This window comes from Saccharibacillus sp. WB 17 (assembly GCF_008634075.2).
Lineage (GTDB): Bacteria > Bacillota > Bacilli > Paenibacillales > Paenibacillaceae > Saccharibacillus > Saccharibacillus brassicae.
The window spans coordinates 171,740-198,304 of sequence record NZ_VPFK02000012.1; the positions used below are offsets into that span (position 1 = coordinate 171,740).

The following is a 26,565-nucleotide window of genomic DNA, read 5'->3' on the forward strand; positions in this document are numbered from 1 at the left end:
TATGCCCGGCGTGCCGAGATCGGCCGGTGACCGATCGAAGCTTCTACAGAACATCAGGAGCGGCCGTCCACGATATGTCCGGCAATATCCAACAATTCTTCACGGCTTAACAAACCGTAGATGAAAAAGTCCAGTTCGCCGCGAATAAGGTGTACGATATCTTCTCCGGTCTGATCGGCATACTGCGCCGTAAGGCCGTTGGCGAGACGCACTTCGGTCACCTGGTCGGTGCCGAAACTGTACGTGCCGTCCGGCCCGATCATGCGGCTGACGTAAATCGTCGCGTTGCGTTCGGTGCCGGATTCGTAGAACAGCGTAAAGCTATCGGGAGCCGAACCGTCGTCGGGCACGGCGAGCGTCACTTTTTCGAGCTTCAAATCTTGCGGAATCTTGGGGAACTCCGGCATCGGAAACGCCAGCCTGCGCGTCGCGTCCGCAAGGCTCATCTCCACGTTGTCGTAACGAACGACTTTTTCGTTCGGCTCCGCGTCGATTTGCGTACTGGAGGAGGTCGGCTGCTCGACGCCCTCGGGAGGAGGATCGGTCAGCGCGCCTTCCGTATCGACCGGCGTATGGTCGCCCCGGACCACGACGGCTTCGCCGGTGCTCCAGGTCTGCAATTTCTGATACAGCGGCGTCAGCGCGCCTGTCCGTACGGGCTCCGAGAACGCGAACGACCCGAGCAGGATCAAGCCTGCCGCCGCGCTGGTCAAACGGAGCGTGCGTTTGCGCTGCCTTCTGCCCGAATGCTGCTGCCGCGCTTTCTGTACTCGCTGCCAAGCGGCCCGGCGGGATTCCGGGTCGACGGGGGAGGCGGATTGGACCGCCCGGTCGAACGCCTCGTCGAACAGCTCGTCAAATTTTTCGTCTTTCATCGCTGCCCTCCCATTCCTTGCGCAGCACCTTGCGCATATTTTCCCTCGCCCTGAACAGCCTTTGCCTGATAATGTCCTCGCTGGTGCCCAGCGAATCGGCGATTTCCTTGTACGACATGCCGTATTTCCAGCGATAGAGGATGATCGCCCGGTATTCGGGCTTCATGCTTTTAAGATGCTGCAGGATCGCTTCTTCCATCATTTGCACTTCGACCGTCTTCTCCGGCGAAGAACCGATATCCTGCCTGGCCTCTATATGATTAAGAACGCTGTCGGCCTCCACATGGTTACGGTGCCTTTTGTTTTTTCTCAAATCGTTGATCGCGCTGTTGCGCGTGACGACTTTGAGCCAGGCGAAGAACTTCGATTCGTTCTCGAATTCGGGCCGTCTGCCGATCAGCTTCAGGAAAGCTTCCTGAATGACGTCTTCGGCGGCGGCATGATCGCGAACGATATAGAAGACCGCTCCGTACGCCAAGTCGTAATATTCGTTGTAGATAAGCTCCTGCATGTCTCCGTCCAGTTCGTCGAAGTCATGGGTGAGGAGCATCTGAAGATGTTGAGCCATATATGCTCCTTCCTCGGTTCCTGTAAGGTCCGTCCGAGCCGGCAGCGTTGCCCGATTCGACTTCCGCAGCGGAAGAAAATAGTTATCATTCTACATATTCTACACGAAATTAGGAAGATGGTGGGCTTTTTTTATTACATACCTGCTTATATTACGTTATATACTTACTTTTTTCGCAGTTTCATGCAGTTAACGCATATAAAAAGACCCGGACGCATAAGCGTCCGGGCCTGAAGATTCGGCGGATTCTACGAGAAAACGGGGGAGTTATTCGTCGCTGCTGCGCTTGCCGGAATCCGCTGCGGCCTGCTCGGCTGCCCGGGCAAGTTCCGCTTCGTCTTCGACCGACTCGTCGATCTCCGCGACGCGTTCGCCTTCGCCGGCTTCGACGTAGCGGCGTTCCGCACGCGTCATCTCGACGCTCCGGTTGCCTTCGGCCATATCGTTGCCGGTGAAGTTCTCGTAAGACTCGACCGTACCTTCTTCGACGTTGTTCTCGCTGGACAACTCGTCGTAGCTCTCCACGTCACGCTTGGTGGACATGGCGGGGGAGTCGGCGTTGCCGTAGCTTTCGACCGCCTGCCAGGCGTTCGCGTCGTCGAACTTGCCCGCATGCTGCTGGCGATTCTCGCCCGCGCCGGCAGGAGGAGCGGTCATGACTTCTTCTTCCACGGGACGGTAATCGGACACCGGACCGTCTTCGGGCGTCGTATCGACGTTATAAGCCGTATAAGGGACCGCTTCGAGCCGCTCGAACGGAATTTCTTTGCCGGTCGTGACGTCGATGCCGTACGTGCCGTCTTCGATCCGCTGCAGCGCAGCATTGACTTCGTCGAGCCGGTCGGACAGATCGGAGTCGATCGCCATATCCCGGCCGCGCTCGAATTCTTCCGTGCCGAGATCGCCCGGGTGGTTGTCGACGGCTGTCAGTTCGCCGGTCGATACGCGAAGCGAAGTCTCGAAGCCTTCCGTCGTGTTCTCGGAGTTGTCGAAGTGCTGCTCCAGTTCGCTTTTGCGTTCGTGCAGGAGCTGCTTGAGTTGATCTATTTGGGAATCGTTTAAGTGCTTCATCTTTTTTTCCTCCATTCGGGTTGGCACGCTTGAACGGGCTTGTTGCCCCGGGTGCTTCTGTTCTTTTTATACCCGCCCGGCAGGCAAACCAATCTTGCCCCGTTGTTCGGCGGAAAGGCGGAAGATCGTTCTGCGGCTTGGACCGGTGTTCTTGATCGACCTGCTTAATCGTAATCCACACTAAAAAGCCCCGGGTGTTACCGGCCGCTTCTTTCGGGTTAAATGAGAAAAAGAAAGCCCCTGCCGCATGTTCGAAACCCAATCCCATCCCAGAAGGAGCGATCAGCGATCATGAAAGCACTCACTTATCAGGGCAAGCGCAAAGTCAAAGTCAAGGATGTAGCCACGCCGAAACTGGAAAAAAGAGACGATATTATCATTCGCGTGACGTCGACTTCCATTTGCGGGTCAGACCTGCATCTGTTCAACGGAGAAATACCGGGCATGAACGACGACTACATTATCGGACACGAACCGATGGGCATCGTCGAAGAGATCGGAGCCGATGTCACGCACGTCAAAAAAGGCGACCGCGTCATTATTCCGTTCAACGTCTCGTGCGGGCAGTGTTTCTTCTGTCAAAACCAGATGGAAAGCCAATGCGACAACGCCAACGACAATCCGGCCAAAGACACGGGCGCGATGCTCGGCTATTCCCATACGTACGGCGGCTTTGCCGGCGGACAGGCGGAACTGCTGCGCGTACCGTACGGCAACTTCGGCCCGCTCGTTATCCCGAACGACGCCGAAGTAACGGACGAGCAGGTGCTGTTCCTGTCGGACGTTATTCCGACCGCTTATTGGAGCGTGGATAATGCCGGCGTCAAAAAAGGGGATACGGTCATCGTGCTCGGCTGCGGACCGATCGGCCTGATGGTGCAAAAATTCGCGTGGCAAAAAGGCGCGTCCCGCGTCATCGCGGTCGATCACGTCGAGTACCGTCTGGAGCACGCCCGCCGCACGAACAAAGTGGAGACGTTCAATTTCATGGAGAACGACGACCTCGACAAGCATCTGCTGGAGATTACGAGCGGCGGCGCGGACGTCGTCATCGACTGCGTCGGCCTCGATTCCGAGAAGACGTTTATGGAAAAAGTCGAAACGAAGCTCAAACTGCAGGGCGGGGGACTGGGCGCGTTCCATATGGCTTCGAACGTCGTGCGCAAATTCGGTACGATTCAGGTCACGGGCGTGTACGGGCTGCGCTACAACAACTTCCCGTTCGGCCACATCTTCGAGCGCAACGTAACGATCAAGACGGGCCAGGCGCCGGTCATCCACTATATGCCGGAGCTGTTCAATCAGATCAAGACCGGCCAGCTTGACCCGACAGACATCATTACGCACAAACTTCCGCTGGACGAAGCCGAGCATGCATACGATATTTTCGACAGTAAAAAAGAAGACTGCATCAAAGTCATCTTGAAACCTTAAAGTTTCCAAAAAAAAAGCCCTCCCGCTTCCCGCAAGGGAAGAGGAGGGCTTTTGGCGCGCCCGCGGGATGCGGGCAGGAGAGTCAACGATTTAGAACGCCCAGCTGCCGCCGCGGAAGACCGGTTCGGCGCTGCCGTCTTCGGTAATGCCGTCGATGTTCATGTCGGCGGAACCGATCATGAAGTCGACGTGCGTGATGCTCTGGTTGATGCCGGCTTCGGCCAGCTCTTCGCGGGACATCGTCTTGCCGCCTTCGATATTGAACGCGTAGGCGCTGCCGATCGCGAGGTGGTTCGAAGCGTTCTCGTCGAACAGCGTATTATAGTAGAGAATGCCCGAATCGGAAATCGGCGATTTATGCGGCACGAGCGCCACTTCGCCGATATAATGCGAACCTTCGTCCATTTCGACGAGACGTTTGAGCGTCTCCAGACCCTGCTCGGCCTTCACGTCGACGATGCGTCCGTTCTCGAACGTCAGCATGAAGTTGTCGATAATGTTGCCGCCGTAGCTGAGCGGCTTCGTGCTGGACACGGTGCCGCTGACGCCGGTCTTGAGCGCAGCCGTGAACACTTCTTCGGTCGGCATATTGGCCACGAACGCGCAGCCGCGCTCGCTTTCGCTGTCGGCTGCGACCCACAGATGCGTGGACGGCAGTTCGATCGTCAGATCGGTGCCCGGCGCGGTGTAATGCAGCGCTTTGTATTTCTTGTCGTTGAGGTACGTCGCTTTGGCGGTCAGCGTCTCGATATGCTGCTGCCAAGCCGCGACCGGATCCGGCTGATCGACGCGGACCGCTTTGAAGATCGCGTCCCACATGGCCGGGATTTGCTCTTCCGCCTTCAGGTGAGGGAACACTTTGGCGGCCCAGGCAGCCGAAGGAACGGCCACGATCGACCAGGCGAGCTTGTCGGACTGCACGTATTGGCGATATTTGCTAAGCGCTTCGCCGGACACTTTTTGCAGCGTGGAGATCCGGGACGGATCGACGCCGCTCAGCAGGTCGGGGTTGTTCGAGACGACCGCGAGCATGGCGCCGCCGTTCTCGGCGAGTTCTTCGCGTTCCGCCGCCATCCATTTCGGCGCGATCTCGAACGAATCGTCGGGAGCGAGATCGTAGCGCATGCGCGTGATCGCTTCGTCGGCCAGGTTGACTTTGACCAATTTGGCGCCTGCCGCGTAGGCATGCTTCACGACGAGCCGCACGTATTCGAGCGAATCCGCGCTGGCGTCGATCATCAGAATCTGTCCGGGCTGTACGTTTACGCCGACTTTAACCGCGAGTTCGGCGTACTTGTTAAGGTTGGTTTGAAAATCAGACATATGAATCCTCCGTTTCGTCACTTGCTTGATTAAAATAAACGCTCTGTGTTCCATTGTACAAGATCATGCGAAGAAAGAAAATCTAACATTGGTTAATTAGAAGGAGAGAATGCCGGCAAACCGGGCGAAAACGACGAATTTTACGTCCAGAAGCAGGAACCGCGGCCCGGTAAAGCGAAAAGTATACTTTTGACAGCTATCCCAAATCCCGCGTAGACAAAGGAGCCCTCATGAAACCGAATTTCCATCAACCGCTGATTACCGAAATGTACACCGCAGACCCGTCGGCCCATGTGTTCGAAGGCAAGATTTATATTTACCCGTCGCACGATCTCGATCACGACGAACCGAGCAACGACAACGGCGACCAGTACAAAATGGAAGACTATCACGTATTCTCGATGGACGACGCCGAATCGCCCGCCGTCGACCACGGCGAAGCGCTGCACGTACGCGACGTTCCGTGGGCATCCCGGCAGATGTGGGCGCCCGACGCGGCGTACAAGGACGGCCGATATTTCCTCTTTTTCCCCGCACGCGATCATGAAGGCGTTTTCAGAATCGGCGTCGCAAGCTCCGAATCGCCAGCAGGGCCGTTCCGGGCGGAGCCGCAGCCGATTCCGGGCAGCTTCAGCATCGACCCGGCGGTCTTCGTCGACGACGACGGACGCTCTTATATGTATTTCGGCGGACTGTGGGGCGGACAGCTCGAGAAATGGCAGTCGGGCGAATTCGAAGCGGAGCGGACAGACGGGCCTGCGCCGGATCAACCGGCTCTCGGGCCGCGCGTGGCGGAACTGACAGACGACCTGCTCGCGTTCCGGGAACCATCCGCGGAAATCTCGATCGTCGACGAAGAAGGGAACCCTATTCTGGCGGGAGACGAGGAGCGGCGGTATTTCGAAGGTCCGTGGATGCACAAATATAACGGCTGGTATTACTTCTCGTATTCAACAGGGACGACGCACAAGCTCGTGTATGGGGTCAGCCGGAATCCGCAGGGGCCTTTTACGTACAAGGGCGTGATCCTGAATCCGGTCATCGGCTGGACGACGCACCATTCCATCGTGGAATTCGACGGGAAATGGTATTTGTTCTATCACGACAGCTCGATGTCCGAAGGCGTGAACCATAAGCGCTGCGTGAAGTTCGCGGAGCTGCATTATAACGAAGACGGCACGATCTGCACCGTGCTGTAAGCCTGAAGCGGCGCTGCCGGGCGCTGTGGGTTCTCGCGGCATCGAATCTGCGGCAAGCCCCGGAAGCCGCGGCCGAATATTCGCAGCGCAAAAAGTCCTCCGACCGCACGGAATGCGGGCCGGAGGACTTTTTGTCGTTCGGGCGGTTTCTTTTTACACGTCGATCTATTTGTTGTACAGCTCGTTGCGGATCTCGCGGTTCTTCTCTTTGAACAGCTCGTTGTGGGAAGAGACCATGCCGTATCCGACCGCGTCCGGCTTGATATACTGCTTCGCTTTGTTGACCGCGTTCGCCGCATCCTGGAAAGCGCCGGCGATCAAATGCAGTTTGCCTTCGTGGTGCAGGATGTCGCCCGCGGCGAAAATGCCCGGCACGGACGTCTCGCTCGACGAAGAACCGAGAATCTGGTACTCGTTCATCTCGATCTTGATCTCGCTTTTCTTGAGCAGTTCCGTATCGCGTTCATACCCGTGGCTGATAATGACGTCGTCCACGGCCAGCGCGAACTCTTCCTGGCCTTCGTTTTTCTCCAGCAGCACCGTTTCGATCTCCGAATGGTCTTCGCTCGCCACGAGCCGCTTGATCGACGCGCTGAGCAGCAGTTCGACGCCGTTCGCTTTCATCTTCGTGATGTCGGCTTCGTGGCCTTTGATTTCTTCTTTGCGGTAGGTCAGATACACTTTTTCGGCAAAAGGAGCGAGTTCGTTGGCCCAGTCGACAGCCGAATGCCCGCCTCCGGAGATCAGCACGGTCTTGCCCCGGAAGCGCGCGATCGACTTGACCGTGTAATGCAGATTCGTCACTTCGAACCGTTCCGCGCCTTCGATGTCCAGCCGGGTCGGATTGAGAATGCCGCCGCCTACGGCGAGAATGATCGATTTGGATCGATGCAGCTCGCCCGAGAGGGTATGCAGCACGAAATGCCCGTCTTCTTCCGTCCGGCTGATCGACGTTACTTTCTCGTTCAGCACGACGTCGGGCTTGAACGTGAGGCCCTGTTCGACGGTCTGTTCGATCAGCTTCGCGCCGGGCATCGGTGTCAGGCCGCCGACGTCCCAGATCATTTTCTCCGGATAGACGTGAACTTTGCCGCCGAGAAACGGTTGATACTCGATAATCTTTGTCTTCATTTCGCGCAGACCGCTATAAAAAGCGGAGAACAACCCCGCGGGTCCTCCGCCGATAATCGTAACGTCCCATACTTCGTAGTCTCCCATGCTTGTGTGGCCTCCTCGTTTAGCGTGCCGCTTTATACGGATAATGATAATCAATCTCATTAACGATTATACCTTGAATGTTTCGGCTTCACAAGACCGTTTCCGGCGGTGATAAACGAAGAGGCGGATTTTGTCGATAAAAAGAAGATGCGGCGCATTTGATGCGGCCCGTTATGTCTTTTTACAACCCTATTCATGAGCGGAGGAACGAATACGATGCGTTACCGGGCAATCTCCATCTTTGTACTGAGCTTGATCCTGACCGTGACGGCGGCTTCGACAACAGCGCAGGCGCAAACGAGCAAATTCAAGCAAAAAGGCATCGCCGGATTCGAAGACATCGGAAATCACTGGGCCGAAGCCGCCATTTCCAAATGGGCGCAGCGCGGATTCGTACAGGGCCGAACGGCCCGCCGCTTCGCGCCCGACGAGCCGATCATGCGCGCGGAAACGGCGAAAATGTTCAATCGGGCCCTGGGCGCGCAGAGCCGGGCGAAGATCGGGTTCGCCGACGTGGCCGCGGGGAAGTGGTATTACGAAGAAGTGTCCCGCGCGCTTGCGACAGGCTATATGCACGGCTATGCCGACGGCCTGTTCAAGCCGGAAGTGCCGATCAGCCGGCAGGAGTTCGCCGTATTGATCGTGCGGCTGCTGCATCTGCCCGGGCATGAACCGGGCGCTGCCTATCCCGATGCACAGAAGGCTCCGGCCTGGAGCCGGGAATCGATCGGGGCGGCCGCCGAAGCCGGATTGATGATCGGGGTGCAGGAAGGACGCTTCGCTCCGCTTGCGCCGGTGACCCGAGCCGAAGCGCTCGTCATTATCGACCGGGCGATCCTGAACGCGCAGATGCGCGCGGACGCGGGGGATTCGCTCCCGGCGGAGAGCGCAGCGGCAGGCGGCGCCGGCAAGGAAACGGCGGCTTCCGAACCCGGCATCGCGGTACCGCCGCCGGACATTCCGGCGGGCGGCGCGGTTCGCCTGCCGGAGCCTGAGCGGCCGGCGGAGACGCTGCCGGTCCCGCAGATACGGCCGGTTGATCCGGTCGATCCGGTCGATCCTTCGGCTCCGGCCGAGACGCTGCCGGCTCCTGCGCCGGACCCGCTGCCGAGGCCCGTTCCGGTGCCGACGCCGATGCCGCCGGCCTCGGGGGTCGTCGGGGTGCTTGAGAACGTCTACGGCGTTCCATTGAGCGGGAGCCATACGGCCCACTTGTACGAAATCGAAGAAGGTTTGTCGTACAACCTGCCTGTCGAAAACGGCCTTGTGACCTGGGATCTGCCGGCCGGCATGTACCGGCTGCTGGATGCCGAACCTGCGGGCGGGACGAACGTTGACACGGAAGGATACGGCGATATTTTTGCCGTGCGCGGTTCGGAGGCGCTGACGATCGGATTCACGGCCCGGACGCGGAACGTCGAACTTCGGCTGGCGGCGCCGGACGGACTCGAAGCCGGACTGAAGCGGCTTCATATCGTATCCGAAGACGGCTTGAGCATGTATCGGGCCCGCTCGCTGAACGAGCGGTTCGCCCTGAGCCTGCCCGACGGCCGGTACGAAGTCGAACGGTACGAAGCGGGAGATTCTTCCGTCAAACTGGGAGAACCGTTTACGGTACAGGGAGGCCGGGCCGAACTCGACCTTCCCGTTCCGCCGGCCGCCGACGTGCGCGTCGTCGATTCGTCGGGGCAGCCTCTTGCGTCGGGCCGGATTCGGGTGCGATCCGACATCGATCTGGCGGACCGCAGCAGCAGCCGTATCTCGAACGGGCAGGCCGCCCTGCGGGCCGAACAGGGAACGCCGCTGCGCGCTTACGTCGAGTATCCGGTCGGACCGCTCGGTTATCCCTTCACGGAGACGATTGCCGATCCGGTCACGCTTGAACCGGGCAAAACTTCCGAAATCGTCGTGCACGGGTACAATGTACGCGGCACGCTAAGCCGGGAAGCACAGCCTCTTCCGCAGCAGGCGAAGCTGTTATTCCGTTCCTTGGCGGACGGGAAAATTCATGAAGCAAGCGTCGTTCAGGGCGAATTCTATGCGCGTGTGGTTCCGGGCGATTACGAAGCGATCGGCTACCTGGGCGAGCGTTCCGAACGGATCGCGTTCTCGTATCGATTTGCCGTGCCCGATCGCCCGGAACCTTATACGCTCGAGATCAAGCTTGCTGAGACCGATATTCGGGCGAATACGCGGGGCAGGCTGACGTATGCCGACGGAACGCCCGTGGCGTACGCCGTGCTGAACGCGGTTCCCAAAAACGCCCAGTCTTCCGTGTCCCTGAATGCGATCCCGATCGTCGTCCGGCAGGGCGAATTTGCGGCCGAACTCGAGCCGGGAACTTACGTCGTGCAGGACTATCAGGCAGCCGGCAGCCGGACTTCGCTAAGCGCGGAATTCGAAGCCGGGACCCGGCCCGACTCTCTCGTCGAGCTGAGGCTGCCTCCGCCGAGTCTGTCCGGGTTGATCCGCCATCCGAGCGGGAATCCGGTCAAGACCGGCCGGCTCGCGATCACGCAGGGCGGACAGGAATACTTTACCGTGTTCGAGAGCGGGACGTTCGTCCTTCCGCTGCCGGACGGCACGTATACGGACATCTCGGTGTCTACGCGCACGGCATCTTTTAAAATCGCGAAAAAAATCGTTATTCAGGGCGGGCAAGCGGTCGTCAATCCGCTGGAAGATTATACGCTGCCTTCGTCTTGAGACTGAAAAGCGGCGTTCAAGGCGCCGTGAAGCTTCGCAAACGCAAAGAGTTCGAAAACGGCCTGTGCCGTTTTCGAACTCTTTTTTGGCATATGGGGGTGCAGCTGCGCAGGCGCAGATGGCGCAGACGGGCACGGATAGGCACGAATAGGGCGGACAGGGCGGACGTTTCGCCGCCCCGTGTCCGATCGGTATCCGATCTGTGTCCGTTCTTTTCCCGAGCGCCGGTTGCTATAGCGCCGGACGCAGCAGCGTCCAGATCAGCCGCGCTTCTTCCGGCGACCGCGGCGTGACGACGGCCGACCGCGGATACGGCTGCGCGGCGGGGCGATCCCGGACGTATTTCTCGGCGTAGGGATTCGCTTCGACCGCCGTGCGGTACGCTTGGGCCGCAGCGGCTCCGAACCGGTCGCGGCGGTAGGCGATCGCCCATTCGAACCAGCGGTAAAATCCGTTGTCGCCGGAGCCTTCCGCATAATGGCCGAGCAGATTCGAGGCGGCGTCCAGATCGCCTTGGGCGAGCAGGGCGGACAGCGCGGCGTAGCGCGCGCCCTGATGGTCGGCCGGATTGTGCCGCAGCAGCCGGTACAGCCGCTCGAACGCGGCCGCGGCGCGGCCGGCTTCGGCGTCGAGCACGGCCCGGCGCAGCAGGATGCGCAGATACGGCCGGTTCGGCAGATGCAGCCAGGCGGGCTGCACGTCGGGCTCGTAGCGGCGAAGCGCGGACTGCTCGGCCCGCTCCAGCAGCTGTTCGCGCCGCGCGGCGTCGGGTTCGGCTTCCGCGCTCAGCAGCAGCGCGTCGGCATTGTCGGGATCGAGGCGGAGCGCTTCCGCCAGCTTCTCCGCGCCGAACGACGCTTCGCGCGCGAGGTAAGCTTCGTAGACGCGCAGCTGGGCTTCTTCCTCGCGCGACGCCGGGGAATAGGGAAGACGGGCATAGTAGTCCATCTGCCGGCGCAGCGCGGCTTCGCCCGGCACGTCGAGATCTTTGACGTGCATGTAAAGCTGCCATTGGCGGAATTCCTCGGCTTCCGGATCGGTGCCGACGCGGAAGCCGATCCGTTCTTCGGCTTCGCGGTAGATCGACGTTCGCTGCTCGAACGCCAGCATATCCTGCGCCAGCTGCCGGGCTTCGTTCGGATCGGCCCCGAACTTGGCGGCGAGGCGCCCGAAGTCCCATTCGCTTGGCAGCCATCCCCGCCGCTGGCCAAACAGCACGGCCGCCGCCGCAGCCGTGCCCGGATCGGGCTTCTCGCGCTTGCGCTTGAGGAAGCGGAAGAAGACGTCCATCAGCGAGTCGTGCTTGACGTCGCAGTCGATGAGGCACTTCTCCAGCCGTTCGACCGCTTCGGCGACGGCTTGCGGCAGCGGCTCCCCGGCCGCGGACGGCGGCTGCGCTTCGCGGCCGAACGTCTCGTACACCAGCGCGAAGTTGTCGAGGTAGAACCGCGGGGCATCCGCCGCGCCGGATGCCCGGAACCGTTCTTCCAGCCGGCGTACGGACTCTTCTTCGGGCTCTTCGATCAGCACCAGGCTGTTCAGCGCCGTCAGCGGTTCACTGTGCTCAAGGCCCGGAATCCAGAAGCCGAGCACGATCTTGCCCGGCTGCGGACGGAACTCGTCGCCGGCGAGTAGAGCGAACAGGGCGCCGGTCAGCAGTTCCGATGCCTGCATCGTTTCGTCGGGCGGGGAAGCCGTCTCAAGCTCCGTTCCGGCTTCGGGCGCCGCGGTATTCGGCAGAATTCGCAGCACGGCGAACCGGGGATCGGCCCATCTGCCCAGCGCGCCGGCAATCGCCGCGTTTGCCGGTTCCTGCGCTTCCCGCTCCAGGAAAGTGTTCCAGATCGACACTTCGCGCCCGAAAAAAAACGTATCGCCGACGATCGCGTCCGTTTTGTCGGCGCCGTACGCAGCCCGCAGTTGTTCGTCCAGCCCGCTTTTCCACCCGGACAGATTTTTTTGCTCGGCGGGGCGGGGGTGGTTCTCGAAAAATCGGCGCAGCACGCTTTCCAGCGCCGCCTTTTTCCCGCGATTGTGCCGGAACGTCTCGTCTTTGCGGGCGCAGCATTTTTTGTACTTCGATCCGCTGCCGCAGGGACAAGGATCGTTGCGGCCCGGCGTACGGGGAACAGGGGCGAGCGGGATGGAAGTCATCGCGCAGACTCCTCCAGCAGCAGCCGTTCTTCTTCGCGGCTGTGCAGGGCATTGACGACGATCAGCGCCTGAAACTGCCGCATGACTTCCGGCGTCAAGCCCGCTTCGGCCAGCTGTGCCCGAATATCGGCGATGACCATGCGCATGATATCGTGATCGCGCGTCAGCTTCACGACGGACAGCTGCCGCTGCGGATCGTCGCCGGCCATTTCCGCGTAAAAGCCTTCTTCTTCGGCGTCGGCATGGCTGAGAATGCGCGTGATCCAATAGTCGACCAGATGGTCCGCCGCCTGCCGGGCCACTTCGAATTCGCCTGCCCGGAGCAGTTCCTCCACTTCTTCCGTCTTGCCGATCGCGCCGCTCAGCCCTCCTTCGTGAATAGCATGATGGGCGTGCAGCTGCCGCAGGGAAGGTCCTCCCATATCGAATTCCACCTTTCTGATCGATGCGTAATTTTGCGTTCAGTATAGCATGCGCAGTCCCCTGCGGCGGGGCGGTTAGGCATTTCCCGGCCCGAAACAGGGAAGTCCCTCATTGGTCGCCGCCGGGCCCGTTCTATAGAATGGGACGCGTAAGGGACGACGGTCCGCACGCAGGCGCTGCTTCGTACAGGTATCGTTTTCGCAGATGCCTATACGCCGGGTGCTGCTTCGCTTGGGAGCGCTTCGTTTCGTATTCGCCCGCAGAGGAGGAAGTTTGCCATCAACCGTTACATGCCCAATCAGCACGGCGCCTGGGCCATGCTGCTGCTGCCGTTTCTGCTCGGATTGTCGATTGCCGGCGCCGCGCCTGTGCATATCCCGCTCTTTTTGTGCTGGACGCTGCTGTATCTGCTCAGTTTTCCCGTGCTTCAATGGATCAAAACAGGCCGTGCCGACCGGTATCGCAAGCCTGCGCTGCTGTACGGGGCGCTTGCGATCCCGCTTGCCGCGTCCCTTGCGGCGGCGGAACCGAACCTGATCGGCTACGGCGGACTGCTGCTGGCCGCGTTCGCGGTTCCCGCCTATTTTGCCAAACGTAAAAACGAACGCGCGCTTCCGAACGATATCGTCGCCATTTTGCTGTTTTGTTCGTTTATCTATCCGGTCGTGTACGTCGGCGCGGGAGCCGAAGCGGACTGGACGCGCACCACGCGGCTGTTCATCCTGCTCGGCCTGTACTTCGTCGGCACCGCGCTGTACGTCAAGACCGTCATCCGGAAAAAAAAGAATCCGCGGTATTACCGGGCGTCGGTCGCCTACCATGCGCTGCTCGTTCCGTACGCCGCCTGGCTCGGCCTGCCGCTCGTTCTTCCGTTTGCCGCCCTGCTACTGCGCGCGATCGTACTGCCGTGCAGGAGGCTGAACATCAAGCTGACGGGAATGGGGGAGATCGCGTTTGCGGCGCTGCTGTATGTAACCCTGCTGCTCGCGCATGCGTGAAAAAGACGGCCAAACCCCGAAAAAGGCGGGCCGCGTGATGCCCAGGCCCGGACCCGAACCGAGCACGGCGGGCGAGGGGCCGGCGAAGCGGCGGACAAACGTAGACTCGGCGGCGAAGATTGTGTATCGTAATGAGGTGAACCGCCCGGCTCTCCGAAGTGCTGCCCCGGAGAGCCGCGGCCCAAAGGAGAGGAATCCCATGAACAACCGAACCCTTTTACGGGTCCGCGATACGCGGCTGGCCGGACATCGCCGCGCGGACGTTCGTCCGACCTCGCGCGGGCAGATTGCGCCGCGGATCTGGCTGCCGCTGCTTGCGCTGCTGCTGATCTTGTCCGGCTGCGGCGCCAAGCCGGCCGAACGTGCGGCTTCCGCACCGGCGGATACCGGGCAGGCCGCCGGAGTCGACGGCGCCGCTGCGGCGGAACCGTCCGCGGCCGAGCGCGTGACGCTCACCGTGTCCGCCGCGGCCAGCCTGACCGACGCGCTCGGAGAGCTGGAACGCGCGTACGAAGCGGAGCATCCGTACGTCGAACTGGATTTTAACTTCGGCGCTTCCGGAGCGCTTCAGCGGCAGATCGAGCAGGGCGCTCCGGCCGACCTGTTCTTGTCGGCTTCGTCTCCGAACATGCAGGCGCTGCTTGACGGCGGGCTGATCGACGCGGCGTACGAGACCGATTGGCTGACCAATACGCTGGTCGCCGTCGTGCCGACCGATTCGACCGTCGCGAAGATCGAAGACCTGCGGCGCGCAGACGTGAAGACGATCGCGATCGGCATGCCCGACAGCGTGCCGGCCGGCAAATACGCGCAGGAAGCGCTGGCGCACGCCGGACTGTGGGAGCCGCTGCAAGGCAAGCTCGTGCAGGGCAAAGACGTGCGTCAGGTGCTGCAGTATGCGGAGACCGGCAACGCCGACGCGGGCTTCGTCTACAAGACGGACGCACTGACTTCCAACCGGGTCAAAATCGCGTTCGACGTCGATCCGGCCGGCTATTCGCCGATTCGGTATCCGATCGGCGTCGTCAAGGCGACCGGCCATGCCAAGGCGGCCCGGGACTTCTACGCTTACCTGCAAACGTCGGAAGCGCTCAAGGTCCTGAGTCGCTACGGCTTCTCCGCCGCGCAATGAATCTGCTCGCGGAGTTCGGCCGAAGCGACTACTGGCCGCCGGTCCGGCTGTCGCTTCAGGTCGCGCTGCTGTCTAGCGTAATCGTGATCGTACTGGGCACCGCCGCCGCGTGGGGCATGTCGCGGCGCGAGCGGTTCCGCGGCAAGACGCTGCTGGAGACGCTGTTCATGCTGCCGCTCGTGCTGCCGCCGACCGTCGTCGGCTTCCTGCTGCTCATGCTGCTCGGCCGGCGCAGCGGGCTGGGCGCCCTGATCGAGCGTGTCTTCCATTCGCCGATCATCTTCTCGTGGTGGGCGGCCGTGATCGCCGCCGTCGTGGTCGCGTTTCCGCTCGTCTACCGGACGACGGTCGTCGGCTTCGAAGCGGTAGACCGCGACCTGGAAGACGCCGGACGTTCGATCGGCGCGAACGAGCGGCAAGTATTCCGGCATATCACGCTGCCGCTGATTCTGCCGTCGCTCAAGACGGCCTACGTGCTCGGCTTCGCCCGCAGCCTCGGCGAGTTCGGCGCGACGCTGATGATTGCCGGGAATATTCCCGGCCGGACGCAGACCGTGCCGACGGCGATCTACGTCGCCGTGGATGCCGGCCATCTGTCGTCGGCGTGGGCGTGGACGATCGCGATCGTGGCGATCTCGTTCCTGCTGCTTCTGCTGACGGGCAGGCGGCCGGGGAAGGCTTGAGCGATTCATGAGCAGGGAAGGTTGCGCTAATCCGACCTAAGAAAAGCCGTTTGCAGCGGAGCTTTCCGCTGCAAACGGCTTTTTGGCGCGGCGAATGAGTCGAATTCCCCGAACAAAGCGTCGAGCCAGAGCGATGGCATGCCCTCAGTTTGTGACCGGCCCAACCGGAGGCCGAATCGGAGAGAATCTCTGGCTGCCCGGCTGCGGTGGCTGCGGCTGTGGCTTCGAGCGGCTTCTGCCTGTGTAAGCGCTTGGAGCCGCCAAGAGCCGCTCGCAGCCAAACGAAGCTGTTCGGAGCTGTTTGGAGCCACTCGAAGCTGTTCAAAGCCCGACGATCCGCCCCGGCAGCGAACGTTTGGCAAAATAACTGCGCCACGACTGTTATTTTCTCCAAAAAACGAAAATTTGGCGAAGTAGCTGCGCAGCGACAGTTATTTCGCGTAAACAGAATAGGAACGCCGCAAAGAGGCTTATTTAGATGGATCTATGCCGTTAATTGAAAGACCTCCGCTTGTTGACGCGAAATAACTGTATTCACGCAGCTAATCCCGTGTTCCAATCGCACGTTCTTCCGTACCCGCCGCTCCGCACCGAGTCCGGGTTCTTTGGCATATAGGTTTCTTTTGTATGCTTGAAGTCGGACACGGCGTACAGCAAACGTACAGCAAAGGTTCGATTTGATAGTATTCACGCCAGGCGTACGCTTGAACGTTCCACGGTCTCGGCCTTTTTTCGATTCCCGCCTTTTTCCGATTCCCTTTCTTCGAATGTTCGGCACCGCAGCCAAATTAAAAACGCAGCGAATCCTCACACCGCTATTTGCTCATTTTTCGCTTTTTCTGCAATCTAACCAATCGTTATATCCTTATCGAGCTTTAAAACGTCGTTTTGGAGCGAATTGGAGCCTATAGCGTGATGACGATTCGTTAGCCAGCGGAAAAGCGGACTTTTGGGCAAATAGCGTGATCAGGATTCGTTGGAGGAGGTCATGCGAAGCATGCAATGCGCGGGAAGTGAGGGAAGTGCGCAGAAAGTGAGCGACGTATGTAGACGGTAGACGTATGAGAAGCATGAGAGGCATGCAACGCGCACGAGACACACGAGACACACGATACGCCCGACACGCATCCGATGTTCACGATTCACCCTACACCACGCACACGGAGCAAGACGCACACGAAGCAAATTTGCCGGCAGACCAAAGCGCTTCTCTCCCGAGAAGGGCTTTTTCGGTTTAGGGTTTTCCCCGCGCGCTATAGGACATTCCCTAATGGGAAGCCCGCTTTCGGTCTTTCATAATGAAAAGTAACCGAAAAGGAGCGTGAATCATCCGATGAAGAATCCGCTGAAAAAGAAGTTCAGCCTCAATTTTTTTAAACCGGTCGAGAGTTATTCCGGCAATTGGTCGATTCTTGAAGAAAAAAATAGAGAGTGGGAAAACGTCTACCGGCAGCGCTGGTCCCACGACAAAGTGGTCCGCACGACGCACGGCGTCAACTGTACCGGATCGTGCAGCTGGAAAGTATTTGTTAAAAACGGCATCATCACCTGGGAAAACCAGCAGATCGATTATCCGTCCTGCGGCGTCGACATGCCGGAGTTCGAACCGCGCGGCTGTCCGCGGGGCGCGACGTTCTCATGGTACGAATACAGCCCGCTGCGCGTGAAATATCCGTATATGCGCGGCAAGCTGCTGCGCTTGTGGCAGGCGGCGCTGCGGGAACACGCCGATCCGATCGAAGCGTGGGCCAGCATCGTCGAGAACCCGGCCAAAGCGTCGGAGTACAAAAAAGCCCGCGGCAAAGGCGGCCATGTGCGCGTCAACTGGGACGACGTACTGCGCCTGATCGCGGCCCAACTGATCTACACGATCCGCAAATACGGACCGGACCGGATTGCCGGCTTCACGCCGATTCCGGCCATGTCGATGGTCAGCTACGCGTCCGGCGCGCGCTTCATCTCGCTGCTCGGCGGACAGATGCTCAGCTTCTACGACTGGTACGCCGATCTGCCGCCGGCTTCGCCGCAAATCTGGGGCGAGCAGACGGACGTGCCCGAATCGTCGGACTGGTACAATGCCGGCTACCTCATGATGTGGGGCTCGAACGTGCCGCTGACGCGGACGCCGGACGCGCATTTCATGACGGAAGTGCGCTACAAAGGCACCAAAGTCGTGTCCGTCGCGCCCGATCTGGCGGAGAACGTCAAGTTCGCCGACAACTGGCTTGCGCCGCACCCGGGCACGGACGCCGCGCTGGCGCAGGCGATGACGCATGTTATTTTGGACGAATTTTATCAGCAGCGCCAGGAACCGATGTTTCTGGATTACGCGAAGCAGTACACGGACATGCCGTTTCTGATCCTGCTCGATCCGCACGAAGAGATCTGGAAAGGCGGGCGGTTCCTGCGCTCGAGCGATCTCGGCGTCGACGAGCCGCATGCCGATTGGAAGCCGGTCATTTACGACGAAGCATCCGGCGAGCTGCTCGTGCCGAACGGCACGATGGGCCAGCGCTGGGAGCAGGGCAAGAAATGGAATCTGATCCTTGAGCGCGAAGACGGCACGAAGGTGGCACCGGCTCTGTCGGTCGAATCTCACGGCGGCCAGTGGGTTGAGATCGCCTTTCCGTTCTTCGACAATGGCGGCAACGGCACGTTCAAGCGGGTCATTCCGGCCAAGGCCGTGACGCTCGCCGACGGCACGGTGCGCTACGCGGCGACCGTCTACGATCTCATGATGAGCCAATACGGCGTGGCGCGGACCGACAGCCCGTATAACGCTTCCGGCTACGACGACGCGGAATCGTTCTATACGCCGGCCTGGCAGGAGAAAGTGACGAGCGTCAAAGCTTCCGTCGTGACGCAGATCGCCCGCGAATTCGCGCAAAATTCGCTCGATACCGGCGGCCGTTCCATGATCATCATGGGCGCGGGCATCAACCACTGGTTCAACAGCGACACGATTTACCGCTCGATCCTGAATCTGGTCGTGCTGACGGCGTCGCAGGGCGTCAACGGCGGCGGCTGGGCGCATTACGTCGGCCAGGAGAAGTGCCGTCCGATCGAAGGCTGGTCGACGCTCGCGTTCGCCAAAGACTGGCAGGGACCGGCGCGGCTGCAGAACGCGACGTCGTTCTTCTACTTCGCGACCGATCAATGGCGCTACGAAGAAAGCGGCACCGATTCGCTCAAATCGCCGACCGGCGGCGACGTGGCCTACCGTCACCCCGCCGACTACAACGTGTTGGCCGCAAGGCTCGGCTGGCTGCCTTCGTATCCGCAGTTCAACAAGAACAGCCTGATGTTCGCCGAAGAAGCGGCCCGAGACGGCCGGAAGAGCAACGAAGAGATCGTCAACCGCGCGGTCGAAGAAGTGCGCAGCGGACAGACCCGCTTCGCGGTCGAAGACCCGGGCGCGCCGGAGAACTTCCCGCGCTCGCTGTTCATCTGGCGGTCGAACCTGATCTCCAGTTCCGCCAAAGGCCAAGAATACTTCATGAAGCATCTGCTCGGCGCGTCCGACGCGCTGCTCGCTACGCCGAACGAAGAGCACAAGCCGGAAGAGATCGTCTGGCGCGAAGACGTGGAAGGCAAGCTCGACCTCATGGTCGCGCTCGACTTCCGCATGACGACGACGCCGCTCTACGCGGACGTCGTGCTGCCGGCGGCGACCTGGTACGAGAAGACGGACTTGTCTTCGACGGACATGCACCCGTTCGTCCATCCGTTCAACCCGGCGGTCAATCCGCTGTGGGAATCGCGTTCGGACTGGGACATCTACCGCCAGCTGTCCGAAGTGTTCTCCGACATGGCCAAGACGCATCTGCCGGGCGTGTACAAAGATCTCGTAACCGCGCCGCTCGGCCACGATTCGATCGGCGAAATCTCCCAGCCGATGGGCCTCGTCAAAGACTGGTCCAAAGGCGAGATCGAAGCGATCCCGGGCAAGACGATGCCGAACTTCAGCATCGTGGAGCGCGATTACACGAAGATCCACGACAAATATACGTCGCTCGGTCCGAATCTTGCGATCGGCAAGACCGGCGCGCACGGCGTCAGCTTCTCGGTCGCCGAAGAGTACGAAGAACTGAAGCAGCTCAACGGCGTCTACTACGACGAATCGATCAAGGACGGCCTGCCGAAATTGCAGACCGCCAGACAGGCGGCGGACACGATCTTGCATCTGTCGTCGGCGACCAACGGCCGCGTCTCGCAGAAAGCGTACGCACAGGCCGAAGAAGACCACGGCGTCGAACTCAAAGACATCTCCGCCGACCGCGCCGCGGAACGCATCACGTTCCAGAGCATCACGTCGCAGCCGCGCGAAGTCATTCCGACGCCGGTGTTCAGCGGCTCGAACAAAAAAGGCCGCCGTTATTCGCCGTTCACGACGAACATCGAACGCCTCGTGCCGTTCCGTACGCTGACCGGCCGCCAGCATTTCTATCTCGACCATGAGATTTTTCTCCAGTACGGCGAAGCGCTGCCGGTCTACAAGCCGACGCTGCCGCCGATGGTGTTCGGACCGCGCGACCGCGAAGTGAAAGGCGGACTGGACACGCTCGTGCTGCGCTATCTGACGCCGCACGGCAAATGGAATATTCACTCCACCTACCAGGATAACCAGCATATGCTGACGCTGTTCCGCGGCGGTCCCACGGTATGGATCAACAACGAAGACGCGCTGGCGCACGAGATCAACGACAACGACTGGCTCGAAGTGTACAACCGCAACGGCGTCGTGACCGCCCGCGCCGTCGTCAGCCACCGGATGCCGCGGGGCACGATGTTCATGTACCATGCCCAGGACAAGCATATTCAAGTGCCCGGCTCCGAGATTACCGATACCCGCGGCGGCAGCCACAACGCGCCGACGCGTATCCATCTCAAGCCGACGCAGATGGTCGGCGGATATGCGCAGCTCAGCTACGGCTTCAACTACTACGGGCCGATCGGCAACCAGCGCGACGTCTACGTGGCCGTCCGCAAAATGAAGGAGGTCAACTGGCTTGAAAATTAAAGCGCAAATCGCAATGGTCATGAACCTCGACAAATGTATCGGCTGCCATACGTGCAGCGTGACGTGCAAAACGACCTGGACCAACCGCAAAGGCGCGGAGTACATGTGGTTCAACAACGTCGAGACGAAGCCGGGCATCGGGTATCCGAAGCGCTGGGAAGACCAGGAACTGTACAAAGGCGGCTGGCAGCTTCGCAAAGGCAAACTGGAACTGAAATCCGGCAACAAACTGTCCAAAATCGCGCTCGGCAAAATTTTCTACAACCCGGACATGCCGGAAATGAAAGATTACTACGAACCGTGGACGTACAACTACGAAAATCTCACCAACGCCAAAGACCAGGAGCATTCGCCGGTCGCGCGCGCCCATTCCGTCATTACGGGCGAGAAAATGGACCTGAACTGGGGACCGAACTGGGAAGACGATCTGGCCGGCGCGCATATTACCGGCCCGCTCGACCCGAATATCCAGAAGATCGAAGAAGAGATCAAGTTCAATTTCGAAAAATCGTTCATGGTGTATCTGCCGCGGCTGTGCGAGCACTGCCTCAATCCGAGCTGCGTCGCGTCGTGCCCGTCGGGCGCGATGTACAAGCGCGAAGAAGACGGCATCGTGCTGGTCGACCAGGAAGCGTGCCGCGGCTGGCGGTACTGCATGACCGGCTGTCCGTACAAAAAAGTGTATTTCAACTGGCAGACGAACAAAGCGGAGAAGTGCACGTTCTGCTTCCCGCGGATCGAAGCGGGCCTGCCGACCGTCTGCTCCGAGACGTGCACGGGCCGTATCCGTTACCTCGGCGTGCTGCTGTACGACGCGGACCGCGTGTACGAAGCGGCTTCCACGCCGAACGAGCAGGATCTGTACAAAGCGCAGTGCGACTTGTTCCTCGATCCGCATGATCCCGAGATCATCAAGCAGGCGCGCCGAGACGGCATCTCCGAAGACTGGATCGAAGGCGCGCAGAACTCGCCGGTCTACAAGCTCGCGATCGAGCACAAGCTGGCTTTCCCGCTGCACCCGGAATACCGGACGCTGCCGATGGTCTGGTACGTGCCGCCGCTGAGCCCGATCATGAACTATTTCGAAGGCCGCGACTCGATCGAGAATCCGGACATGATCTTCCCGGCGATCGAAGAGATGCGTACCCCGATCCAATATCTGGCCAATATGCTGACGGCCGGCGACACCGTGACGGTCAAGGAATCGCTGCAGCGCATGGCGATGATGCGTTCCTATATGCGCGCCAAGACGACCGGCAAAGAGTTCGACAACGCCCGGCTGGAGCGGGTCGGCCTGACCGCCCGCCAGACGGAAGAGATGTACCGGCTGCTCGCGATCGCCAAGTACGAAGACCGCTTCGTCGTGCCGACCTCGCACCGCGAAGGCTACGTCAATCCGTACCGGGCGCAGGGCGCCGCCGGCTTCGGCGACATGCTCGGCGCGATGGGCGCGAATACGGGCTGCGACGGCTGCGGACCGACCGCGTCTGCGATCGATCCGAATTCGGAAGCGCCGTCCAAGACCGGCAAAGACCTGTACGAAGAAAACTTCTATGGAGGGATCTGGCGTGATTGATGTAACGAAGCTGTACGATTACAAAACGTCTTTCGGATTTTTTGCCAGTCAGCTCATGTATCCGCAAAAGCTGGATTTCCATCCGGCTTTTCTCGAAGAGTCGTTCGCGGATTCCCACCCGGCCTACGCGGACGCGCACGCTTACTGGAACAAGATGCACGAGCTGAGCCTGGACGAGATTCAGGAGCAGTACACGGAAACGTTCGATTTTCAAAAAGACTGCGCGCTGTACATGACGTACTTCAAATTCGAAGACGCCAAAGAGCGCGGGCAGATGCTGCTGCGGCTTAAAATTCTGTACGAAATGTTCGGTCTGGAGATGCCCGAAGGCGAACTGCCCGATTACCTGCCGCTGATGTGCGAGTTTCTGTACGCCGCGGAATGGATGAAAGAGCGCAAAGCGCCCGAAAACTTCCGGCTGATCTTCGGGGTACTCGAAGACGGCACGTACCATTTGCTGGCCGCGCTCGAACAGCTGGACAGCCCGTACCGTCATCTGGTGCAGGGACTGCGCCGGACTTTGAAAGCGTGCCTGGAACAGGAGACCGTGAATCCATGAATATGTTCGATCAACTGCTGTGGGTCATTTTCCCTTACGCCTGCCTCATGATTTTCGTCGTGGGTCATATTTTCCGTTACCGGCACGACCAATTCAGCTGGACAGCCAAATCAAGCGAATTTATCGAGAAAAAACAGCTCATGTTCGGCAGCCTGCTGTTTCATCTCGGCATTATCCCGGTCATTTTCGGCCACGTATCCGGTCTGCTGATCCCGAAATCGTGGATGGCGGCGATGGGCGTCAGCGAGCATATCTACCATATCGGAGCCGTGTACATCGGCGGCATCTTCGGCGCGATGACGCTGATCGGCATGCTGCTGCTGACCTCGCGGCGCTTCACGATCCGCAATGTGCGCCGGCTCAGCTCCGCGTCCGACCTGATCGTCAACGTGCTGCTGCTGTTCATCGTGTTCATGGGCATGTACGCCACGCTGTTCACGAACGCCGTACAGCCGACATTCGATTACCGCGAGTCGATCTCGGTCTGGTTCCGCGGATTGTTCCTGCTGCGCCCGGACGCTTCGCTGATGCATAACGTGCCGATGTCGTTCAAAATCCATGCGCTGACCGGCTTCGCGATCTTCGCATTCTGGCCGTTCACCCGGCTCGTGCACGTCTGGAGCGTGCCGTTGAATTATGTCGGAAGAAGTTATATCCTGTACAGAAGACACAAATCCAACTAGGGGAGCGGGCTTTGCCCGCTTTTCCGTTTGCGCGGGGAGAGACATGAGCATGGAACTTTACGCAGATTACCAACGGGAACTCGAAGCGATCCGGCAGGCGTTCGGCTACGACTTCCTGGCGCTGGCTCTCGTCGAGCCGGCCGAACAGCAGTACGTCATCCGCTGGAAATACGCGGCGGGCAACCGCAACGAGCGTTTTCGCCGCATCATGCTCCAGTCCGGCAAAGGCATCGCGGGCATCGTGTTCAAAACGGGCAAATCGGTGTTCATTCCGTCGGTTCCCGCGTACGTGGGAGCCGACAGCCTGTTCAATTATCCGATCGTCCAATCGGAGAAGCTCGAAAGTCTCGGCGCCGTTCCGCTGTGGAACGATGCGCGCGTCGCCGGCGTCCTGCTGGCGGGATTCCGCGAAGAAGGGCGGATGACGCCCGAGCTGATGCAGGCGCTGGAACAAGCGGCGCGTTCGGGCATCGGCGAGCTGGACGGCAGGGAGGTGGCTTCGAATTGAGCCGAACCCCGGAAGCCGGACGCATGAACCCGCTGATGATGAAGCTGTTCCAGAACAGCAAGGAAGCGATTTTCTTTTTTGACAAAACGGGGCGGGCGCTGGCCATGAATCCGGCGGCCGAAGAGATCGTGTCCGACGACGTGCTGATGAAGCTGTATCAAGGCAGCGACAACGCGCTGTGCGGCACGTGCCGCGGCTACACGAGCGATACCGAGCAGCGGACCTGCCTGGACTGCTATATGAAAATTCCGGAATCGGAAGAACATACGTCGTTTCAGGTGTATCTGGAGACGAAAAATAAAGGGGTCGTGCCTTATGCCGGTTCGTTCCATACGGTCGATCCGGAAGACGGCACGCGGGTGTTCATGCTGCGCGACCTGACTCCGCAGCTGCGGGTGCAGGAGCGGCTGTACCAGAACACGATGCTGCGGCATGTGATCGAAGCGCAGGAGAACGAGCGCAAGCGCCTGTCGCGCGAGCTGCACGACAGCGTGGCGCAGGAACTGATGAGCGCCGTGATCGACCTGCGCGTGCTCAAATACATGACGGACGACGAGACGGTGCTCAAAAAGGTCAAGCAGACCGAAGCGTCGATGACCCGCCTGCTCGACGATATCCGCAATCTGTCCGTCGAGCTGCGGCCGGCCGCGCTGGACGATTTCGGCCTGGAAGCGGCGTTTCGCTCGCACTTCAAACGGGTGGAGCAGAGCTACGGGCTCGTCGTCGAATTCGTCTCTGACGTTGCGCGCAAGCGGTATACGAGCGATATCGAGACGGTCATCTACCGGATCTGCCAGGAAGCGGTGCTCAACGCGCTGAAGTACGCGCAGGTCGACACCGTAAGTGTGCATCTGTTCGAGCAGGGCGGCATGCTGCGGCTCGAAGTCGAAGATCAGGGCGCGGGCTTCGAAGCCGGGGCCGATCCAATCGGCACGGGCCTCGGATTGTACGGCATGCGCGAACGCGCGGAGCTCGCCGGCGGCACGCTAGACGTGCGGTCGGAACCGGGCAGCGGCACCCGGGTTCGGCTGCGGGTCCCGATCGCCGAATCCCAAGAAAAGAGGTAACGCCGCATGAAAATTGTTATCGCCGACGATCACGCCATCGTGCGCAGCGGCTTTTCCATGATCCTGAATTTTCAGCCGGACATGGAAGTCATCGCCACGGCGGCCGACGGCATCGAAGCGTACGCCGCGGTCGCCAAACATCAGCCTGACCTGTTGATCATGGATCTCAGCATGCCGCCGGGAGAAAGCGGGCTGATCGCGACAGGCAAGATCAAGGAAGACTATCCCGACACGAAGATCCTCATTTTGACCATGCACGACGACGAAGAGTATTTGTTCCATATTTTAAAAAGCGGGGCGTCGGGCTACGTGCTCAAAAACGCGCCGGACGAAGAACTGCTGCTGGCGATCCGGACTGTCCACGCGGGCGGGACGTACATCCATCCCAAAATGGCGACTTCGCTCGTGCGGGAATTTATCAAGCACGACAAGTCGGGCAGCTCCGAAGATCCGTTCGAACTGCTGTCCAAGCGCGAACTGGAAATTTTGCCGCTGATCGCCAAAGGCTACGGCAACAAGGAAGTGGCGGAGAAGCTGTTCATTTCCGTCAAGACCGTCGAAGCGCACAAAGCGAAAATCATGGACAAGCTTCAGTTGAAAAACCGGCCGGAACTGGTCGAATACGCGCTGCGCAAAAAGCTGCTCGAGTTCTGACGGAATTTTGCGCGGAAAGGAACGCCATCATGGAACTCACTTTCGAACAACCGGCGATGCGCCTGCTGGAGAATGAACATCGCTACCTGGCTTACCTGGCGGAAGAATGGCATCCCATTGCCCTGCGCCTGGAAGAAGAACCGGATCTGCACACCGCGCGCGTGCTGCTCGGCACGCTGCGCGAGAAGCTGGAGCAGTTCCGCCTTCCGCTGAAAAAGCATACGGACAAAGAAGAAGCGCACTTTTTCCCGACGCTCGGCGGTTATATCGGCTTCGAGCAGGGCCCGCTCGTCGGCATTCAGGAAGAACACCGGGAGATCGAGGCGTATCTGGACCATTTCCTGCATCGTACCGAGGGAGATCCCGAATATTTTTCGCCGGAAGAGATCCGGGCTGCCGCGCGCGACGCGGGCGAAGCGTTCGAAGTGCTGACCGTGAACCGCGTCAAGGAAGAGTCGGTGCTGTTCCCGATGGCGGAAGCGCGAATCCTGCCCAAGCAGATGCTCAAGCTGTACGAACGCATGAACACGACGATCGCGTGAAGACGCGGTCTGCGGCTTACGAATCAACGACGTCCCGGCTGCAAAAGAACGAAAAACGACTTCGAACTCCGGTTTTTCGCCGGTATTCGGGGTCATTTTCGCGTTTGTGTCCGTTTTTTTGCCCGAGCGTTCGAAAAAGGGGTTCTTTTCAGGGTTTACCCTCCCGGGGAAA

21 protein-coding genes are annotated in these 26,565 nt (G+C 60.0%); 14 read left to right on the plus strand and 7 right to left on the minus strand.

All coding sequences use genetic code 11. From position 1 onward, the window contains the following. Positions 1-53 precede the first annotated feature (53 nt). From FTE24_RS04820 to FTE24_RS04830, 3 genes are all read right to left on the minus strand, one after another. Entirely contained in the window at positions 54-875 is an 822-nt protein-coding gene (locus FTE24_RS04820; RefSeq protein WP_150229108.1) for a hypothetical protein, read from the minus strand. Then, positions 856-1,443: an RNA polymerase sigma factor gene (locus FTE24_RS04825; RefSeq protein ID WP_141449847.1), complete on the minus strand. Its 588-nt coding sequence runs from the start codon at positions 1,441-1,443 to the stop codon at positions 856-858. The genes FTE24_RS04820 and FTE24_RS04825 overlap by 20 nt, the downstream gene beginning before the upstream one ends. A gap of 267 nt (positions 1,444-1,710) precedes the next feature. Next, complete coding sequence (locus FTE24_RS04830) at positions 1,711-2,514, minus strand: conjugal transfer protein TraR (protein WP_150229105.1); 804 nt, start codon at positions 2,512-2,514, stop codon at positions 1,711-1,713. Positions 2,515-2,805: 291 nt separating this feature from the next. Between FTE24_RS04830 and FTE24_RS04835 the strand changes: the two genes are divergently transcribed. After that, complete coding sequence (locus FTE24_RS04835) at positions 2,806-3,948, plus strand: zinc-dependent alcohol dehydrogenase (protein WP_150229104.1); 1,143 nt, start codon at positions 2,806-2,808, stop codon at positions 3,946-3,948. Positions 3,949-4,038: 90 nt separating this feature from the next. On the opposite strand, the gene FTE24_RS04840 is transcribed toward FTE24_RS04835, so the two are convergent. Next, complete coding sequence (locus tag FTE24_RS04840; RefSeq protein ID WP_150229102.1) at positions 4,039-5,271, minus strand: aminopeptidase; 1,233 nt, start codon at positions 5,269-5,271, stop codon at positions 4,039-4,041. A 230-nt stretch (positions 5,272-5,501) separates the two neighbouring features. Here FTE24_RS04840 and FTE24_RS04845 point away from each other — a divergent pair, with 230 nt between their 5' ends. Beyond that, the gene (locus tag FTE24_RS04845) at positions 5,502-6,470 is read left to right on the plus strand and encodes a glycoside hydrolase family 43 protein (RefSeq protein WP_150229100.1); all 969 of its coding nucleotides are present in this window, start codon (positions 5,502-5,504) and stop codon (positions 6,468-6,470) included. A gap of 165 nt (positions 6,471-6,635) precedes the next feature. On the opposite strand, the gene FTE24_RS04850 is transcribed toward FTE24_RS04845, so the two are convergent. After that, the gene (locus FTE24_RS04850) at positions 6,636-7,688 is read right to left on the minus strand and encodes an NAD(P)/FAD-dependent oxidoreductase (RefSeq protein ID WP_141449842.1); all 1,053 of its coding nucleotides are present in this window, start codon (positions 7,686-7,688) and stop codon (positions 6,636-6,638) included. 216 nt (positions 7,689-7,904) lie between these two features. Here FTE24_RS04850 and FTE24_RS04855 point away from each other — a divergent pair, with 216 nt between their 5' ends. After that, positions 7,905-10,394 carry an S-layer homology domain-containing protein gene (locus FTE24_RS04855; RefSeq protein WP_160441653.1) on the plus strand — a complete coding sequence of 830 codons (2,490 nt, stop codon included), beginning with the start codon at positions 7,905-7,907 and terminating at the stop codon, positions 10,392-10,394. A 231-nt stretch (positions 10,395-10,625) separates the two neighbouring features. On the opposite strand, the gene FTE24_RS04860 is transcribed toward FTE24_RS04855, so the two are convergent. Continuing rightward, the gene (locus FTE24_RS04860) at positions 10,626-12,548 is read right to left on the minus strand and encodes an SEC-C metal-binding domain-containing protein (RefSeq protein WP_150229097.1); all 1,923 of its coding nucleotides are present in this window, start codon (positions 12,546-12,548) and stop codon (positions 10,626-10,628) included. Continuing rightward, complete coding sequence (locus tag FTE24_RS04865) at positions 12,545-12,970, minus strand: hemerythrin domain-containing protein (protein ID WP_150229095.1); 426 nt, start codon at positions 12,968-12,970, stop codon at positions 12,545-12,547. The genes FTE24_RS04860 and FTE24_RS04865 overlap by 4 nt, the downstream gene beginning before the upstream one ends. Before the next feature lie 291 nt (positions 12,971-13,261). Here FTE24_RS04865 and FTE24_RS04870 point away from each other — a divergent pair, with 291 nt between their 5' ends. From FTE24_RS04870 to FTE24_RS04920, 11 genes are all read left to right on the plus strand, one after another. After that, positions 13,262-13,969, plus strand: coding sequence for a YwiC-like family protein (locus tag FTE24_RS04870; RefSeq protein WP_150229093.1), 708 nt, complete (start codon positions 13,262-13,264; stop codon positions 13,967-13,969). A 199-nt stretch (positions 13,970-14,168) separates the two neighbouring features. Next, complete coding sequence (gene modA / locus FTE24_RS04875; RefSeq protein ID WP_150229091.1) at positions 14,169-15,101, plus strand: molybdate ABC transporter substrate-binding protein; 933 nt, start codon at positions 14,169-14,171, stop codon at positions 15,099-15,101. Then, complete coding sequence (gene modB / locus FTE24_RS04880; protein ID WP_150229089.1) at positions 15,098-15,784, plus strand: molybdate ABC transporter permease subunit; 687 nt, start codon at positions 15,098-15,100, stop codon at positions 15,782-15,784. Before modA ends, modB begins: the two co-directional genes overlap by 4 nt. Positions 15,785-17,129: 1,345 nt before the next feature. Then, complete coding sequence (locus tag FTE24_RS04885; protein WP_150230642.1) at positions 17,130-20,804, plus strand: nitrate reductase subunit alpha; 3,675 nt, start codon at positions 17,130-17,132, stop codon at positions 20,802-20,804. Further along, positions 20,794-22,380, plus strand: a complete 1,587-nt coding sequence (narH, locus tag FTE24_RS04890) for a nitrate reductase subunit beta (protein WP_150229086.1) — start codon at positions 20,794-20,796, stop codon at positions 22,378-22,380. Before FTE24_RS04885 ends, narH begins: the two co-directional genes overlap by 11 nt. Further along, entirely contained in the window at positions 22,373-22,939 is a 567-nt protein-coding gene (gene narJ / locus FTE24_RS04895; protein WP_150229084.1) for a nitrate reductase molybdenum cofactor assembly chaperone, read from the plus strand. Before narH ends, narJ begins: the two co-directional genes overlap by 8 nt. Then, complete coding sequence (gene narI, locus FTE24_RS04900) at positions 22,936-23,622, plus strand: respiratory nitrate reductase subunit gamma (protein WP_141449834.1); 687 nt, start codon at positions 22,936-22,938, stop codon at positions 23,620-23,622. The genes narJ and narI overlap by 4 nt, the downstream gene beginning before the upstream one ends. A 49-nt stretch (positions 23,623-23,671) precedes the next feature. Continuing rightward, positions 23,672-24,130 (plus strand): GAF domain-containing protein, encoded by a 459-nt coding sequence (locus FTE24_RS04905; protein WP_141449833.1) that lies wholly within the window; start codon positions 23,672-23,674, stop codon positions 24,128-24,130. Positions 24,131-24,153: 23 nt separating this feature from the next. After that, positions 24,154-25,197, plus strand: coding sequence for a sensor histidine kinase (locus FTE24_RS04910; protein ID WP_141450580.1), 1,044 nt, complete (start codon positions 24,154-24,156; stop codon positions 25,195-25,197). 6 nt (positions 25,198-25,203) lie between these two features. Next, a complete protein-coding gene (locus FTE24_RS04915; RefSeq protein ID WP_141449832.1) occupies positions 25,204-25,851 on the plus strand; it encodes a response regulator in 648 nt (215 codons plus the stop codon). 29 nt (positions 25,852-25,880) lie between these two features. Continuing rightward, the gene (locus FTE24_RS04920) at positions 25,881-26,393 is read left to right on the plus strand and encodes a hemerythrin domain-containing protein (protein WP_150229082.1); all 513 of its coding nucleotides are present in this window, start codon (positions 25,881-25,883) and stop codon (positions 26,391-26,393) included. The last annotated feature ends 172 nt before the right edge of the window (positions 26,394-26,565 follow it).